Origin of the sequence: Kosakonia sp. 1610 (assembly GCF_050435845.1) — a bacterium.
Classification (GTDB): Bacteria; Pseudomonadota; Gammaproteobacteria; order Enterobacterales; family Enterobacteriaceae; genus Kosakonia; species Kosakonia cowanii.
The window spans coordinates 68,364-85,435 of sequence record NZ_JBNDKZ010000003.1; the positions used below are offsets into that span (position 1 = coordinate 68,364).

General features: G+C 54.4%; 16 protein-coding genes. 11 read left to right on the forward strand and 5 right to left on the reverse strand.

What is annotated here, in order from left to right:
- The 10 genes from mutL (at position 1) to rnr (ending at position 11,653) form a co-directional block, all read left to right on the forward strand.
- Positions 1-1,878: a DNA mismatch repair endonuclease MutL gene (mutL, locus tag ABIC80_RS10965; RefSeq protein ID WP_200134181.1), complete on the forward strand. Its 1,878-nt coding sequence runs from the start codon at positions 1-3 to the stop codon at positions 1,876-1,878.
- Positions 1,871-2,821: a tRNA (adenosine(37)-N6)-dimethylallyltransferase MiaA gene (miaA, locus tag ABIC80_RS10970; RefSeq protein WP_042716071.1), complete on the forward strand. Its 951-nt coding sequence runs from the start codon at positions 1,871-1,873 to the stop codon at positions 2,819-2,821. Before mutL ends, miaA begins: the two co-directional genes overlap by 8 nt.
- Positions 2,822-2,917: 96 nt before the next feature.
- Positions 2,918-3,223 carry an RNA chaperone Hfq gene (hfq, locus tag ABIC80_RS10975; RefSeq protein ID WP_023478362.1) on the forward strand — a complete coding sequence of 102 codons (306 nt, stop codon included), beginning with the start codon at positions 2,918-2,920 and terminating at the stop codon, positions 3,221-3,223.
- Positions 3,224-3,297: 74 nt separating this feature from the next.
- Positions 3,298-4,578: a ribosome rescue GTPase HflX gene (gene hflX, locus ABIC80_RS10980; RefSeq protein WP_023478522.1), complete on the forward strand. Its 1,281-nt coding sequence runs from the start codon at positions 3,298-3,300 to the stop codon at positions 4,576-4,578.
- An 82-nt stretch (positions 4,579-4,660) separates the two neighbouring features.
- A complete protein-coding gene (gene hflK / locus ABIC80_RS10985; RefSeq protein WP_042711823.1) occupies positions 4,661-5,917 on the forward strand; it encodes an FtsH protease activity modulator HflK in 1,257 nt (418 codons plus the stop codon).
- A gap of 2 nt (positions 5,918-5,919) precedes the next feature.
- Complete coding sequence (gene hflC / locus ABIC80_RS10990) at positions 5,920-6,924, forward strand: protease modulator HflC (RefSeq protein ID WP_023478485.1); 1,005 nt, start codon at positions 5,920-5,922, stop codon at positions 6,922-6,924.
- A gap of 76 nt (positions 6,925-7,000) precedes the next feature.
- Positions 7,001-7,198: a DUF2065 domain-containing protein gene (locus ABIC80_RS10995; protein WP_023478406.1), complete on the forward strand. Its 198-nt coding sequence runs from the start codon at positions 7,001-7,003 to the stop codon at positions 7,196-7,198.
- A 104-nt stretch (positions 7,199-7,302) separates the two neighbouring features.
- Positions 7,303-8,601, forward strand: a complete 1,299-nt coding sequence (gene purA / locus ABIC80_RS11000) for an adenylosuccinate synthase (protein WP_023478343.1) — start codon at positions 7,303-7,305, stop codon at positions 8,599-8,601.
- A gap of 152 nt (positions 8,602-8,753) precedes the next feature.
- Positions 8,754-9,179 carry a nitric oxide-sensing transcriptional repressor NsrR gene (nsrR, locus tag ABIC80_RS11005; RefSeq protein WP_023478375.1) on the forward strand — a complete coding sequence of 142 codons (426 nt, stop codon included), beginning with the start codon at positions 8,754-8,756 and terminating at the stop codon, positions 9,177-9,179.
- 38 nt (positions 9,180-9,217) lie between these two features.
- Complete coding sequence (gene rnr / locus ABIC80_RS11010) at positions 9,218-11,653, forward strand: ribonuclease R (protein ID WP_124970421.1); 2,436 nt, start codon at positions 9,218-9,220, stop codon at positions 11,651-11,653.
- 76 nt (positions 11,654-11,729) lie between these two features.
- Here rnr and ABIC80_RS11015 read toward each other — a convergent pair whose 3' ends face one another.
- Complete coding sequence (locus ABIC80_RS11015; protein WP_429177104.1) at positions 11,730-12,119, reverse strand: hypothetical protein; 390 nt, start codon at positions 12,117-12,119, stop codon at positions 11,730-11,732.
- 231 nt (positions 12,120-12,350) lie between these two features.
- On the opposite strand from ABIC80_RS11015, the gene ABIC80_RS11020 reads away from it, so the two are divergent.
- Positions 12,351-12,596, forward strand: a complete 246-nt coding sequence (locus ABIC80_RS11020; protein ID WP_094192953.1) for a biofilm development regulator YmgB/AriR family protein — start codon at positions 12,351-12,353, stop codon at positions 12,594-12,596.
- Between the two features lie 53 nt (positions 12,597-12,649).
- Here ABIC80_RS11020 and ABIC80_RS11025 read toward each other — a convergent pair whose 3' ends face one another.
- The 4 genes from ABIC80_RS11025 to ABIC80_RS11040 all read right to left on the reverse strand — a co-directional run bounded on the left by ABIC80_RS11025 (position 12,650) and on the right by ABIC80_RS11040 (position 16,918).
- Positions 12,650-12,934 carry a hypothetical protein gene (locus ABIC80_RS11025; RefSeq protein WP_042711827.1) on the reverse strand — a complete coding sequence of 95 codons (285 nt, stop codon included), beginning with the start codon at positions 12,932-12,934 and terminating at the stop codon, positions 12,650-12,652.
- A 560-nt stretch (positions 12,935-13,494) separates the two neighbouring features.
- Positions 13,495-14,016: a DUF6882 domain-containing protein gene (locus ABIC80_RS11030; protein ID WP_200134178.1), complete on the reverse strand. Its 522-nt coding sequence runs from the start codon at positions 14,014-14,016 to the stop codon at positions 13,495-13,497.
- Positions 14,017-14,116: 100 nt separating this feature from the next.
- Positions 14,117-16,114, reverse strand: coding sequence for a BCCT family transporter (locus ABIC80_RS11035; RefSeq protein ID WP_429177106.1), 1,998 nt, complete (start codon positions 16,112-16,114; stop codon positions 14,117-14,119).
- Positions 16,115-16,372: 258 nt separating this feature from the next.
- Complete coding sequence (locus ABIC80_RS11040) at positions 16,373-16,918, reverse strand: YfaZ family outer membrane protein (protein ID WP_023478513.1); 546 nt, start codon at positions 16,916-16,918, stop codon at positions 16,373-16,375.
- Positions 16,919-17,072 lie beyond the last annotated feature (154 nt).

The following is a 17,072-nucleotide window of genomic DNA, read 5'->3' on the forward strand; positions in this document are numbered from 1 at the left end:
ATGCCGATACAGGTTCTACCGCCACAGCTTGCGAACCAGATCGCCGCAGGCGAAGTGGTTGAGCGCCCTGCGTCGGTAGTAAAAGAGCTGGTGGAGAACAGCCTGGATGCCGGTGCGACGCGTATCGATATCGATATTGAGCGCGGCGGTGCCAAGCTTATCCGCATCCGCGATAACGGCTGCGGCATCAAAAAAGAGGAGCTGGCGCTGGCGTTAGCGCGCCATGCCACCAGTAAGATTGCCTCTCTCGATGATTTAGAAGCGATCATTAGCCTTGGCTTTCGCGGCGAAGCGCTGGCGAGTATCAGTTCGGTTTCGCGCTTAACGCTCACTTCGCGCACCGCTGAGCAGCAGGAAGCGTGGCAGGCCTATGCCGAAGGGCGCGAGATGGCGGTCACGGTAAAACCGGCCGCTCACCCGGTTGGCACCACCCTTGAAGTGCTGGATCTCTTCTATAACACCCCGGCGCGGCGCAAGTTTATGCGCACGGAAAAGACCGAGTTCAACCATATCGATGAGGTGATCCGCCGCATCGCACTGGCGCGCTTCGACGTCACTATTAACCTCAACCATAACGGTAAGATGGTGCGCCAGTACCGCGCAGTGGCACAGGGCGGGCAGAAAGAGCGTCGGCTGGGTGCCATTTGCGGGATGCCTTTTCTTGAAAAGGCACTGGCGATTGAGTGGCAGCACGGCGATTTAGCCCTGCGCGGCTGGGTTGCCGATCCGAAGAGCAACACCGCTGCGTTTACCGATATTCAATATTGCTATGTGAATGGCCGCATGATGCGCGACCGGTTGATTAACCATGCCATTCGCCAGGCCTGCGAAGATAAGCTCGGGGCCGATCAGCAACCCGCTTTTGTGCTCTATCTGGAGATCGACCCACACCAGGTGGATGTTAACGTCCATCCGGCCAAGCATGAAGTGCGCTTTCACCAGTCGCGGCTGGTACATGATTTTATCTATCAGGGCGTGCTGAGCGTGTTGCAGCAGCAGCTTGACGCGACGCTGCCGCTCTCGGACGAATCTGCGCCGCGCGTGCTTCCGGAAAACCGCGTGGCCGCCGGGCGCAATCAGTTTGCCGAGCCGCGCGCTGCGCGCGAACCCGAGGCTGGATCCTATTCACCCTCTTCCAGCGGTGGATCCTCCTCCGGTACCTCTTCCCGTACGCCAGCAAATAGCGATCGCGGCTGGCCGAATGCGCAGCCTGGTTATCAGAAACAGCAGGGCGCGCTCTACCAAAAGCTGCTGGAAACGCCGGTGGTTGAGCCGAAAGCGGAGAAGCGAGCACCCGCTGCAACGCCTGCGCTCGACGGGCACAGCCAGAGTTTTGGCCGCGTGCTTACGCTGATTGCCCCGCACTACGCGCTGCTTGAACGCGACGGCAAGCTGGCGCTGCTGGCGCTGCCGGTGGCTGAGCGCTGGCTGCGTCATGCGCAGCTCTCGCCCGATAATGGGCCGGGCTGCGGGCAGCCGTTGTTGATCCCGGTACGGCTGAAAATTTCTACTGATGAGAGCGCGGCGCTTAAGCGCGCGCAGCCTGTGCTAACGCAAATGGGCATCGAATTTGTGCCGGATGGCCATCACGTGACCATTCGCGCGGTGCCTTTACCCTTGCGCCAACAAAATTTACAAAACTTGATTCCTGAACTGTTAGGCTACCTGGCGCAGCAGACAAGCATTGACGCGGTGAATATTGCCCACTGGCTGGCGCGCCGTCTGGCGACTGAACATGCACAGTGGAGCGTCGCTCAGGCGATCACTTTATTGGCCGACGTCGAACGGCTTTGTCCGCATCTGGTAAAGACCCCGCCGGATGGTTTATTACAACCTGTTGATTTACAAAAGGCGATGAACGCCCTGAACGATGAGTGAAGTGAGTAAGGCAAGCCTGCCGAAGGCAATTTTTTTAATGGGCCCAACGGCCTCCGGTAAAACAGCGCTCGCAATCGCGTTACGTAAAGTTTTGCCAGTTGAGTTGATAAGCGTTGATTCAGCCCTTATTTATCAAGGCATGGATATCGGTACAGCTAAACCGAACGCGGAAGAGCTTCGCGCCGCGCCGCACCGGTTGCTTGATATCCGGGATCCGGCGCAGGCCTACTCGGCAGCGGATTTCCGCCGCGATGCGCTGGCAGAAATGAAAGCCATCACCGATGCGGGCCGTATTCCTCTACTGGTGGGCGGCACGATGCTCTACTTTAAGGCGCTGCTGGAAGGATTATCCCCCTTGCCATCAGCCGATCCGCAGGTACGAGCCGAGATTGAACAGCAGGCTGCAGAGCGTGGATGGGATGCGTTACATGCGCAGTTACAGATAATCGATCCTGTCGCTGCAGCACGAATCCATCCGAATGATCCGCAAAGGCTTTCCCGGGCACTGGAAGTTTTTTTCATTTCGGGTAAAACTTTAACAGATCTGACGCAAACGTCAGGAGACGCTCTGCCTTACCAGGTGCATCAGTTCGCCATCGCCCCGGCGAGCCGTGAACTGCTCCATCAGCGAATCGAGCAGCGTTTTCACCAGATGTTAGCTTCAGGTTTTGAAGCAGAAGTGCGGGCGCTATTTGCTCGCGGAGATTTGCATACGGATATGCCTTCCGTTCGTTGTGTGGGATACCGCCAGATGTGGTCCTATCTCGAAGGCGAGATTTCATACGATGAAATGGTTTATCGAGGTATTTGCGCGACGAGGCAGTTAGCCAAGCGACAGATGACCTGGCTACGCGGATGGGATGAGGTTCACTGGTTAGAGAGTGAAAAGCCAGAAAAGTCTTACCATGACGTGTTACAGGTAGTTAGTGCTATCGCAGGGTGAATGTGTACAATTACCGCGTATCGTGCGCAAATTTTTACGCAGTTTTCAGAGCTTCCGGGTTCTAAGTACAAAACAAGCATATAAGGAAAAGATAGAATGGCTAAGGGGCAATCTTTACAAGATCCGTTCCTGAACGCACTGCGTCGGGAACGTGTTCCAGTTTCAATTTATTTGGTGAATGGTATCAAACTGCAAGGACAGATTGAGTCTTTCGATCAGTTCGTAATTTTGCTGAAGAATACAGTCAGCCAGATGGTTTATAAGCACGCGATTTCAACTGTTGTTCCGTCCCGCCCGGTTTCACATCACAGCAACAATGCGGGTGGCGGCTCCAACAACAACTACCACCATGGTAGCAACGCGCAAGGCTCTGCACAGCAGGACAGCGAAGAAACCGAGTAAGGTTGAAGGCTGATTTCCAGATCGGGGAGCCAGTTTCGCTGTGTTCCCCGCTGGTATTTAATGAGGGTTTACGCTTGTTTGACCGTTATGACGCCGGTGAGCAGGCGGTGCTGGTACACATCTATTTTTCGCAAGACAAAGATATGGAAGATCTCCAGGAGTTTGAAGCTCTGGTCTCTTCCGCCGGTGTCGAAGCAATGCAGGTGATTACCGGTAGCCGTAAAGCACCGCACCCCAAATATTTCGTTGGTGAAGGTAAAGCAGTCGAGATTGCAGAAGCCGTAAAAGCAACGGGTGCGTCCGTCGTACTCTTTGATCATGCGCTATCCCCTGCCCAGGAACGTAACCTGGAGCGACTGTGCGAATGTCGCGTTATCGATCGCACCGGCCTGATTTTGGATATTTTTGCCCAGCGTGCACGAACGCACGAGGGGAAATTGCAGGTAGAACTGGCGCAGTTGCGCCATCTGGCGACGCGCCTTGTGCGTGGCTGGACCCACCTTGAAAGACAGAAGGGCGGGATTGGTTTGCGTGGTCCGGGTGAAACCCAGCTCGAAACCGACCGTCGTTTGTTACGTAATCGCATCACCCAAATCCTCTCGCGCCTGGAAAAGGTTGAGAAGCAGCGTGAACAGGGGCGTCGTTCCCGTACCAAGGCGGATATTCCTACGGTTTCACTGGTGGGTTATACCAACGCCGGTAAATCGACGCTGTTTAACCAGATAACCGAAGCGCAGGTCTACGCAGCTGACCAACTGTTCGCCACGCTGGATCCGACGCTGCGCCGCATTGACGTTGCCGATGTCGGTGAAACCGTACTGGCCGATACCGTCGGCTTTATTCGCCACCTGCCGCACGATCTGGTCGCCGCGTTTAAAGCGACGCTGCAGGAGACGCGCCAGGCGACGCTGCTGCTGCACGTGATTGACGGCGCTGATGTGCGCGTACAGGAAAATATCGACGCGGTGAACACGGTGCTCGAAGAGATCGACGCACACGAGATCCCGACGCTGCTGGTGATGAACAAGATCGATATGCTGGAGGATTTCGAACCGCGTATCGACAGAGATGAAGAGAACAAACCGACCCGCGTCTGGCTCTCCGCCCAGACGGGGGCTGGCGTACCACTGTTATTCCAGGCTTTGACAGAACGTCTTGCCGGCGAAGTTGCGCAGCACACGCTGCGACTGCCAGCGGAAGAGGGGCGTTTAAGAAGCCGGTTTTATCAGCTTCAGGCAATAGAAAAAGAGTGGACGGAAGAGGATGGCAGCGTAGGTATGCAGATACGGATGCCCATCGTTGACTGGCGTCGACTCTGTAAACAAGAACCGGCGCTCGAAGAGTACATCGTTTGATCGGCAAAGCCTGAAGATTTTTCCCCTTTGGGGGTGCCCGCCTGTGCGGGCATACACCGCAAAATAAATATGGAGCACATACATGGCGTGGAATCAGCCCGGTAACAACGGACAAGACCGCGACCCGTGGGGAAGCAGCAAACCAGGCGGCAACTCTGAGGGAAATGGAAACAAAGGCGGTCGCGATCAGGGGCCACCTGATCTGGATGATATCTTCCGCAAGCTGAGCAAAAAGCTCGGCGGTCTGGGCGGTGGCAAAGGCACCGGCGGGAGTAATCCAGGCGCTTCTGGCCCTCGCAGTCCATTGGGCGGGCGCGTGTTCGGCATCGCTGCCGTTGCTGCCGTGGTGATCTGGGCTGCGACCGGCTTCTACACCATTAAAGAAGCGGAACGCGGCGTGGTGACACGCTTTGGTAAGTTCAGTCATCTGGTTGAACCGGGTCTGAACTGGAAGCCAACCTTTATCGACAACGTGACGGCGGTGAACGTCGAATCCGTTCGTGAACTGGCTGCCTCTGGCGTGATGCTCACCTCTGATGAAAACGTCGTGCGCGTTGAGATGAACGTGCAGTACCGCGTAACCGATCCTCAGCGCTATCTGTTTAGCGTCACCAGCGCTGACGACAGTCTCCGTCAGGCGACGGACAGCGCCCTGCGCGGCGTGATCGGTAAATACACCATGGATCGTATTCTGACCGAAGGGCGTACCGTTATTCGTAGCGATACCCAGCGCGAGCTGGAAGAGACCATTCGTCCTTACAACATGGGTATTACTCTGCTGGACGTCAACTTCCAGGCCGCTCGTCCGCCGGAAGAGGTGAAAGCCGCGTTTGATGATGCGATTGCCGCCCGTGAGAACGAGCAGCAGTTCATCCGTGAAGCGGAAGCCTACACCAACGAAGTGCAGCCGCGTGCGAACGGTCAGGCGCAGCGTATCCTCGAAGAGGCGCGCGCGTACAAAACGCAGACCGTGCTGGAAGCGCAGGGTGAAGTGGCGCGTTTTGCCAAGATCCTGCCTGAGTATAAAGCTGCTCCGGAAATCACCCGTGAGCGTCTCTATATCGAAGCGATGGAGAAAGTGCTGAGCCACACCCGTAAAGTGCTGGTGAATGATAAAGGCGGCAACCTGATGGTGCTTCCGCTGGATCAGATGCTGAAAGGCGGTAACGCGCCGGCGGCGAAGAGCGACAGTAACGGCGCAAATAATCTGCTGCGTCTGCCGCCTGCATCCAATTCCGGCAGCAACGCCAACAGCAATTCGACTTCCTCTGCGGGAGATATCATGGATCAACGCCGCGTCAACGCGCAGCGTAACGACTACCAGCGTCAGGGGGAATAACGATGCGTAAGTCAGTAATCGCGATCATCATCATCGTGCTGGTAGTGTTTTTCACCTCGATTTTCGTGGTGCGAGAGGGCGAGCGCGGAATTTCGCTGCGCTTCGGTAAAGTGCTGCGTGACGGCGACAACAAGCCGTTAGTCTTCGAACCGGGCCTGCACTTCAAACTGCCGTTTATTGAATCGGTCAAACTGCTTGATGCGCGTATCCAGACCATGGATAACCAGGCGGATCGCTTTGTGACCAAAGAGAAGAAAGACCTGATCGTCGACTCCTATATCAAGTGGCGCATCAGCGATTTCAGCCGTTACTACCTGGCTACCGGCGGCGGTGACGTCTCCCAGGCAGAAGTGCTGCTGAAACGTAAGTTCTCTGACCGTCTGCGTTCTGAGATTGGTCGTCTGGATGTTAAAGATATCGTCACCGACTCCCGCGGGCGTTTGACCTCGGAAGTGCGCGACGCGCTGAACTCCGGCTCTGCGGGCACCGAAGATGAAGTGGTCACGCCAGCGGCGGATGACGCTATCGCGAAAGCCGCTGAACGCGTTCAGGCTGAAACGAACGGCAAAGTGCCGGTCATCAACCCGAACAGTATGGCCGCGCTGGGCATTGAAGTGGTCGATGTGCGTATCAAGCAGATCAACCTGCCGACGGAAGTGTCGGATGCGATCTACAACCGTATGCGCGCCGAGCGTGAAGCGGTTGCGCGTCGCCACCGTTCACAGGGTCAGGAAGAGGCGGAAAAACTGCGCGCTACTGCGGACTATGAAGTGACGAAAACGCTGGCAGAAGCCGAGCGCCAGGGTCGCATCATGCGTGGTGAAGGCGATGCCGAAGCGGCGAAACTGTTTGCTGATGCCTTTAGCCAGGATCCGGACTTCTACGCCTTTATCCGTAGCCTGCGTGCGTACGAAAATAGCTTCGACAGCAACCAGGATGTGATGGTGCTGAGCCCGGACAGCGATTTCTTCCGTTATATGAAGACGCCGACCTCAACCGCACGCTAATATCGCGTCAACGGTTTTGATAATGAAAACCACCGCCTCAATCCGGGCGGTGGTTTTTCTTTTGTGAGGATGACCCATGAACGCAACAATCTGGCTCGCGCTGGCGTTAGTTTTGGTGCTTGAAGGGCTTGGCCCGATGCTTTATCCGCGTGCCTGGCGGCGAATGATCGCCTCATTGAGCCAGCTTCCGGATAATATTTTGCGCCGTTTTGGCGGCGGACTTGTGGTTGCAGGCATCGTTGTCTACTACATGTTGAGGAAAACGATTGGCTGAGGCAATAATCGGCTAACTCGCGGGAATTTTGCACGGAAAAAGTGCTGATTCTCTAAAAAAGCGGTGGTAGAATCCATTTTTAAGCAAACGGTGATTTTGAAAAAATGGGTAACAACGTCGTCGTACTGGGCACCCAATGGGGTGACGAAGGTAAAGGGAAGATTGTCGATCTTCTGACTGAACGGGCTAAATATGTTGTACGCTACCAGGGCGGTCACAACGCAGGCCATACTCTCGTAATCAACGGTGAAAAAACCGTCCTCCATCTTATTCCATCAGGCATTCTTCGCGAAAACGTCACCAGCATCATCGGTAATGGCGTTGTGCTGTCGCCTGCTGCACTGATGAAAGAGATGAAAGAACTGGAAGACCGTGGTATCCCGGTTCGCGAACGTCTGCTGCTCTCTGAAGCCTGCCCGTTAATCCTTGATTATCACGTTGCGCTGGATGTCGCTCGCGAAAAAGCGCGCGGTGCGAAAGCGATCGGCACCACCGGTCGCGGTATCGGCCCGGCGTATGAAGATAAAGTTGCCCGTCGCGGTCTGCGCGTTGGCGACCTGTTCGATAAAGCGACCTTCGCCGATAAACTGAAAGAAGTGATGGAATATCACAACTTCCAGCTGGTGAACTACTACAAAGTTGAAGCGGTTGACTACCAGAAAGTGCTGGACGACGTGATGGCAATCGCCGACATCCTGACCGCCATGGTTGTTGACGTTTCCGACTTGCTGGATCAGGCGCGTAAGCGCGGCGACTTCGTGATGTTCGAAGGCGCGCAGGGTACGCTGCTGGATATCGACCACGGTACCTATCCGTACGTCACCTCCTCTAACACCACCGCTGGCGGTGTTGCTACCGGTTCCGGCCTTGGCCCGCGCTACGTTGATTACGTGCTGGGCATCATCAAAGCCTACTCCACCCGTGTGGGTGCAGGTCCGTTCCCGACCGAACTGTTTGATGAAACCGGCGAGTTCCTCTGCAAGCAGGGTAACGAATTTGGCGCGACCACCGGTCGTCGTCGTCGTACCGGCTGGCTGGACGCCGTTGCCGTGCGCCGTGCCGTACAGATCAACTCCCTTTCTGGTTTCTGCCTGACCAAGCTGGACGTGCTGGATGGCCTGAAAGAGGTGAAAATCTGCGTCGCTTACCGCATGCCGGATGGCCGCGAAGTGGACACCACGCCGCTGGCTGCCGACAACTGGGAAGGTATCGAGCCGATCTACGAAACCATGCCGGGCTGGTCTGAAACCACCTTTGGCGTGAAAGAGCGCAGCGGTCTGCCGCAGGCAGCGCTCAATTACATCAAACGTATTGAAGAACTTACTGGTGTACCGATCGATATCATCTCTACTGGTCCTGATCGCACTGAGACCATGATTCTGCGCGACCCGTTCGACGCATAATCCTGCTTAAGGGCGCGAAATTCGCGCCCTTTCTCCTCGCTTTTTTTACCTTTCTGTTCAAATAAATTAGCGACCTGACTGGTGGCTGGTTTATCATCAATAAAGTCAATACCTGCGGGTATCTCGCTTTTTTTCCTGTTATTGAGGTTGGTGTGCAGTTAACAAGCTTTACCGATTACGGTTTACGCGCTTTGATTTACATGGCGGCATTGCCGGAAGGGCAGATGACCAACATTTCTGCAGTGACAGAAACGTATGGCGTCTCCCGTAATCATATGGTTAAGATAATCAATCAGCTAAGTCGTGAAGGCTATGTCGCGGCGGTGCGTGGAAAAAATGGCGGTATCCGTCTGGGCAAGCCCGCGCGAGATATTCGTATCAGTGATGTTGTGCGCTCCCTTGAACCGCTAACGCTGGTGAACTGCCACAGCGATTTTTGCCACATCACCAACGCTTGCCGACTGAAAGTCGCCCTCTCAAAAGCCGTGCAGAGTTTCCTGAAGGAACTTGATAACTACACGCTTGCCGATTTGGTTGAAGAGAATCAACCGCTTTACAAATTATTGCTGGTGGAATGACGAAACGCTCCGCCAGAGCTGACAACGGAGGAACCGCTATGTCACAAGATCCTTTCCTCGAACGCGAAACTGAAAAATACTCTAATCCTATTCCCAGCCGCGAATTTATCCTCGACCATCTCTCCAAACGCGAAAAGCCTGCCAGCCGCGATGAACTGGCTGTTGAGCTCAATATCGAAGGCGAAGAACAACATGAAGCCCTGCGCCGCCGTCTGCGCGCCATGGAGCGCGACGGGCAGCTGGTCTTCACCCGCCGCCAGTGCTACGCCTTACCGGAACGTCTCGACCTGCTGAAAGGCATTGTTATCGGCCATCGCGACGGCTACGGTTTTCTGCGCGTCGAAGGCCGCAAAGACGATCTCTATCTCTCCAGCGAGCAGATGAAAACCTGTATCCACGGCGATCAGGTGCTGGCACAGCCGCTGGGCGCGGATCGCAAAGGGCGCCGCGAAGCGCGCATTGTCCGCGTACTGGTGCCGAAAACCGGGCAGATTGTCGGCCGCTACTTCACCGACGCTGGCGTCGGCTTTGTGGTGCCGGACGACAGCCGCCTGAGCTTCGATATCCTGATTCCGCCTGAAGAGATTATGGGCGCGCGCATGGGCTTTGTGGTGGTGGTTGAACTGACCCAGCGCCCGACTCGCCGTACCAAAGCGGTGGGTAAAATCGTTGAAGTGCTGGGCGATAACATGGGCACCGGCATGGCCGTCGATATGGCGCTGCGCACCCATGAAATTCCCTACCAGTGGCCGCCAGAAGTTGAGAAGCAGATTGCCGACCTGAAAGAGCAGGTGCCGGAAGAGGCCAAAGTGGGCCGCGTCGATCTGCGCAATCTGCCACTGGTCACTATTGATGGCGAAGACGCCCGCGACTTTGATGACGCCGTTTACTGTGAGAAGAAACGCGGCGGCGGCTGGCGCTTATGGGTTGCCATCGCCGATGTCAGTTACTACGTGCGCCACGGTACGCCGCTGGATAACGAAGCGCGTAATCGCGGCACCTCCGTCTACTTCCCGTCGCAGGTCGTTCCAATGCTGCCGGAAGTGCTCTCCAACGGCCTCTGCTCCCTGAACCCGCAGGTAGACCGCCTCTGTATGGTGTGTGAGATGACCATCTCCGCCAAAGGGCGTCTGACCGGGTATAAGTTCTACGAAGCGGTAATGAGCTCCCACGCGCGTCTGACCTACACCAAGGTGTGGCATATGTTGCAGGGCGATGGCGAGCTGCGCGAGCAATACGCGCCGCTGGTGAAACACATTGAAGAGCTGCATACCCTCTATAAAACCCTTGAGCAGGCGCGCGCCGAGCGCGGCGGCATCTCCTTTGAGAGCGAAGAGGCGAAGTTCATTTTCAACGCCGAACGCCGTATTGAGCGCATTGAGCAGACGCAGCGTAACGACGCGCACAAGCTGATTGAAGAGTGCATGATCCTCGCCAATATCTCTGCGGCACGCTTCGTTGAGAAGGCAGAAGAGCCAGCGCTGTTCCGTATTCACGATAAACCGACCAACGACGCTATTACCTCGTTCCGTACCGTGCTCGCCGAGCTGGGTCTGGAGTTGCCGGGCGGTAACAAGCCTGAGCCGCGCGATTATGCCGCACTGCTGGAGTCGATCGCCGATCGTCCCGATCACGAAATGCTGCAAACCATGCTGCTGCGCTCGATGAAACAGGCGATCTACGATCCGGAAAACCGCGGCCACTTTGGTCTCGCGCTGCAATCCTATGCGCACTTTACCTCGCCGATTCGCCGCTACCCGGATCTCTCGTTGCACCGCGCGATCAAGTATCTGCTGGCGAAAGAGAACGGCGAGAAAGGCAACAGCACTGCGACGGGCGGCTGGCACTACAGCATGGAAGAGATCCTCCAGCTGGGTCAGCACTGCTCGATGGCCGAGCGCCGCGCCGATGAAGCGACCCGTGATGTTGCGGACTGGCTGAAGTGCGACTTTATGCAGGATCAGGTGGGTAACACCTTCTCCGGCGTCATCGCCAGCGTCACCGGCTTCGGCTTCTTTGTGCGTCTTGTTGACCTGTTTATCGATGGTCTGGTGCACGTATCGTCGCTGGATAACGACTACTACCGCTTTGACCAGGTTGGTCAGCGCCTGATTGGCGAATCCGGCGGTCAGACCTATCGCCTGGGCGACCGGGTTGAAGTGAAGGTTGAAGCGGTCAATATGGACGAGCGTAAGATCGACTTCTCGCTTATCTCCAGCGAGCGCGCCCCGCGTAATCCGGGTAAAACCGATCGCGAGCGTAATAAGAAAGGCACCGCAGGGCGCAGCAACGCGAGCAAAAAACCGCCGCGTCGCCAGGCCAATAAAAAGGTGAATTTCGAGCCGGATAGCGAATTCCGTGGCGATAAAGCCAAGGGCAAAGCGAAAAAAGCGAAAAAGCCCTCTGAGAAAACGCAAAAAATAGCCGCCGCGACCAAAGCCAAACGCGCGTCGCGCAAGAAAAAAGCCGATTGATAATCAAAACCCCCTCTGCAAAGAGGGGGTTTTTCTTTATTGGGCGCAGGGCGGTAACGCTCCGCGAAATAATGCGTCAGAGAAAAGCCGTTTCGGCGCTACCAATTTCCGTTAAGTCATATCCTTTGAATTTCATACCGATGCCGTGCTCTGGATCGATTTGCGTCGAAAAGAGTAAACCGAAACTCTTCTCTTCCTGCGACAGTAGATAGATCTTTATTAGCGTCAGATCGCTGAGCGTTGCGGAATAGATCCGCGCCGTATAGTTCTGCGCTGCGATAATCGCTGTGTCAAAAATGGCGTGTTGCTGATGAATAAGAAAATCAATCATCGCTCTTATATTGTCATCCGCCACATCGCACTCCAGGGCAGTGCATTGCACCGCCTGCGCGCCAAAAGCGGGCAGGGTTAAATCCGTCGTTATACCTTCATCATCTTGATAAAAATCGGAGTAATCGCAGCCCATTTCTTCTCTCCCAAGCAGGTTTGCATCCCCTCGAAAAGCCGTGTCAGAGCGCGCTCTACAAGGGTTCAACAGGGGGAAGGGTATCAAAACGAGAGGATATATCTTTAAAAAGATTGCGCGCTAACGTTTTCACGTCTAACTTGTCGGTGTTGTACAAGTTTCGTGGGGAAATCTGTACAACATACTGGGCTGACTGCAAAGGATAGCCACGTCACTTTTTCTAGCGAGTTTATGATGAATAACGCGACTTTTAAGACATTTGAGACTACAGACAGCAAGCTTCATGCCTTTGAGGCCGAAAAACAGATTATTGACGAGCTGACCTTTGCACTGAAATCAGTGAAAACCGTGGTAACCAATAAGGATCTGATTCTGGCCCTTATTAGCCGTCTCGAAACGGAATCCGATGTTGTCCAGAACGACATCCTGCGCAACGCGCTGGAGATGATTGTTCATCGCACTCAGGATGATATCTAAGTAAATGGATTTATCGCGGCAGCCTCCGTGTGAGCGGAGGCTGCCGTTTTTTATTAATGGATCTTATCGTCTGCGCCTGGCTTCCATTGTGCAAGGAAGTTCTTACGGCTCACCGGCGCACGCGAACGTTCGTTCGTCGTTTTGGCAATCATCGCCTGAATCTCATCAATAGCGCTGTCGCAGGCGGCAATGCCTTCGCGGTTTACTGCCTGTTTGCGTTTGTCATTGAGTATTTCCAGCACGGCGCGAAAAGAGACTGCCTCATCCGTGTTCAGCAGCTGTTTAACAGCTTTCTCGATAAGCACGCCTGCCTTTTTTTCGGTATCAATGGTGCTCATGGTCTCCTCCTGTAAGGGGCTGCGAAGCGAGGCTCTCACTCTTTCAGTGCGCTCTGCTTTTTCTGCCGCCCCTGCGTTGGTGAGCGTTCTCTGGAAAAGATCTCCAGCTGAGTCAAACCTGCATCTTTTAATTAATAAAAAATCGCCCTGAGCGAATAAAGATGCATATTTAAATCGCCTTATAAGAATTGTCGCTAAAAAAAGTTTTCTTATAAGCGGTAAAGCACTTTGTATAATAAATAATAAGTCGCTGTTGTGAATTGATCACTGTTTATTTAATTATAAAAGATATTAGGGCTTTCTCTTTTTTTTGAGAACTATCTGCTTTTTATTCCGTTATTAATAATAAGCGCACATAGAAATTGTGGTTTAAAAGATGCTGTATTTCAAAGGATTAGATGGGTTTTATCTCAGGTGGGTGGCTATGGGGAGTTATTAAAAACCATAACAGTCTGCTCTATTTATTTGATAACAGTTGAGCATGAATTGAGATTTTGCTTAATGCTGAGATCCGGAAAAAAGCTGCCGTGACGGTTATTTTCCAGATCTGCAACATACCGTTACGCTTGTTTATTAATAGTCACATTGTCATAGACCATAAATACCCGGGTCGTGCCAGCGAGGCCGCTATATCCACCCTGACCGCCGCCAAGATGGCAGGCGAGTGCGGTAAATGTCCAGGCATCTTCTGTTGAAGCGCTAATCTGGCGTGTGGTTAAGGCCTCAAGGCCATGCTGCTCGCCAAACGTGCGCACGCAGGCGGCATATTCGCCAAGCGGTTCGCGCACGGAAGGGTGATCCCAGCCCCATAGCCAGGAGCCCTCTTCCGTGTCATAGGTGCCCACCACTTGAACCGGCGCGGTAATGACCCACCCCTTTTCATGATTGGTAAAGGTAATGGTGCCGGCATCGAGATCGACGCCCCACTCGGCGCTGTCGATCCCCCACATCTCCCTTGCCGCCTGCGTACGCTGCTGCATCTCATTATTGGCGCGGGCAATGGTCAGCTCGGGTTCGCGAAGCGCTTCATCCTTCGCGTTATCGTTACCGCCGCCAAACAACTTCTTAAAAAAATTGGCCATCCAGGGTCTCCATTAACTCGTTGTCATTTCGGCAAAATTAAGCGCGTCAGGCTTTGATAACCAGATGAAAAAACACCGCCCGCAGGCGGTGTTGTCGTGGTTAACGAACCAGATGCAGGAAGTGTAGATGCTTTTCATATTGATCAAGAATATCGTTGATCAACTGCTCCTGGTTCCAGCCCATCACATCATAGTTTTGCCCGCCCTCTTTGAGGTAGATTTCCGCGCGGTAGTACTTATGCTGCTCCGCCTGTTGTTCATCGCTCTCGAGGCCCGAAATCGCAAAGGTTGGGGCGTTATACCCGCGCAGCCTCACTCCATAGATAAAGTTAAGCTCATCGCCGAGGTCGACTTCAAAGCGAATACGATCGTCCGCCGCGTCGCTGATGGTACTGCGCGTTCCCTGCTTATTCAGCTCATCCTGCACCAGCGTCATTGCCGGCTGGATAACATCATCCATAAAGCGTTTTACCAGCGAGCGTTTCGGCAGATAGGCAATATTGCGTAACCGCCGCTGCCACGGAATCGGATTGCGCGCCGCAGTCGGCGCGATGGTCGCCATACTTTGGCTCTCACGTTTAGTGAGATCCCGGCGCAACGCTTTTAACAGCCCATAAATCGAGATCAGCAGGATCACTGAGAAGGGCAGCGCACTGGCAATGGTCACGGTTTGCAGGGCGCTTAACCCGCCCGCCAGTAGTAGCGCAATCGCCACCACGCCCATCAGCGCAGCCCAGAAGATGCGCTGCCAGACCGGCGTATGGCTTGAGCCGCCGGAGGCAAGAGTATCCACCACCATGGCACCAGAGTCAGCAGAGGTGACAAAGAAGACGATCACCATCGCCATGGCGATAAACGACAGGATGCTGGAGAAGGGGAAATGCTCAAGGAAGTTAAACAGCGCCAGCGCGACATCCTGCTGCACGGTGTCAGCCAGGTCGCGCGCGCCTTCGGTCATGATGAGATGGATCGCGCTGTTACCAAACACCGTCATCCACAGCAGCGTGAAACCTGCCGGGACAAACAGTACGCCGGTGACAAACTCGCGGATCGTTCTGCCACGGGAGACGCGGGCGATAAACATACCGACAAACGGCGACCAGGAGAGCCACCAGCCCCAGTAGAGCAGCGTCCAGCCACCCAGCCAGTTGCTCGACTTCGGCTCATAGGCGTAAAGGTTGAATGTCTTACTCACCAGTTCAGAGAGATATCCGCCGGTATTCTCGACAAAGGATTTAAGCAGCAGCACCGTCGGACCCAGCAGCATCACTAACGCCAGCAGCAGCAGCGCCAGGCTGAGGTTCAGCTCAGAGAGGATGCGGATCCCTTTATCGAGCCCTGATACCACGGAAATCGTGGCAAGGCCGGTGATCACGACGATCAAAATAACCTGTACCGTTTCATTAATCGGCACGCCGAATAGGTGATTCAGGCCAGCATTAACCTGCAATACGCCATAGCCCAGCGAGGTCGCCACGCCAAAGACCGTTCCAATCACCGCGAAAATATCGACGGCGTGACCCAAAGGCCCATAAATGCGATCGCCGATAATCGGGTAGAGCGCGGAGCGCAGCGTCAACGGTAAACCGTGACGGTAGCTGAAGAAGGCGAGGATCAACGCGACAATCGCGTAGATGGCCCAGGCATGCAGACCCCAGTGGAAAAAGGTGAGGCGCATCGCCTGCTTGGCGGCCTCAATGGTTTCAGGTGTCCCCACCGGTGGCGATAAGTAGTGCATCACCGGCTCGGCCACACCAAAGAACATCAGGCCGATCCCCATCCCTGCCGAGAAGAGCATCGCGAACCAGGAGTGGTAGCTGAAATCGGGCTGTGCGTGGTCGGGGCCAAGTTTTATATCACCGTAACGCGAAAGCCCAAGGAAGGTGACGCTCAGCAGGATCAGCGCGACGGCAAGGATATAAAACCAGCTGGCATTGGTGAAAAGCTCCTGCTGTAACAGCTTGAATTTGCTGTCGGCGAGCTCGGGAAAAAGCGAGGCAAAAGCCACAAGGAGCACGATTAATAACGCCGATGTAGCAAACACAGGCTTATTGATCGTGTTCCCGGCCTTGTTGGTCGAAAGATTTTGTTCACTCATAATCTATTCATTCCATAGGTTGGTTGCCCTGAACGGATATAAAGAACAGCGAAATAGTAACAAATATGATGGTCAGGAGAAGTTATTATTCGAACGAATATGACTCTGTAAAACATAATCTTTATGCGGTAATGCCTGGCTCGCGGGGTTATGTCTTTGCTACTGGAAGGAGAGGCGCAGTAGAGGATCGATCCTGCCTGCATGCCAATGTTAAGGCGGGGGAATCGGGGAGACGTGCGCTCCCCGCTGTGCGAGATATCAGAAGGTGACGCCAGCGCCTAAATAGGCTCCATCGATAATGGTGTGGCCCGGACGACCATCTTTGCCATCGACGCTTGCGTGGCGGTAACCGGCTTTAAGCGTAAGCGGGGTGATAGGTGTCCACTTAATGCCGCCATTCGCTTCGACGTAGTTTTTCACGCTGTTGGTCAGACCTTCCGGTGCAGAGTAGCCTTCGCCATAGAGATGAATGCTGTCCGTCAGCGCCCAGTCGATGCCGCCGCCAATCGGGAAGGCCACGCCGTTATCGCCTTTTTTCGGCCCGAGGTAGACCGCTTTTGTGCCGGCAGAGAGGGTCAACGGGCCGAGGCCAAAGTTATAACCTACGCCCAGGCTGCCCAGCTGCGCGCCATCTTTGGTGTTTTTTACCCAGTTGCTCTCGGCATATAAGCCGTCTGAGCTTTTACCTAATTCAGCATTGAGATTGGTGTAGTTCTTACTTTGTTCTGCGGTAAAACCCATTGCCAGGGCTGAACCCGATGCCATCACCAGAGATAAAGATAAAAGTACGGATAATTTTTTCACGTTTGTTACTCCTCAATAATTTCGCAGTGAACTTATCAAGTGAGCGGCTGTCTGAAAAATTGCTCTGGTCTCAAAATGTAAATTGCGTAACGCCTGATATTTAATGCCCGTTATGGCTATTATTTAACGAAGTCAATGCTGGTTACCCGTCTGG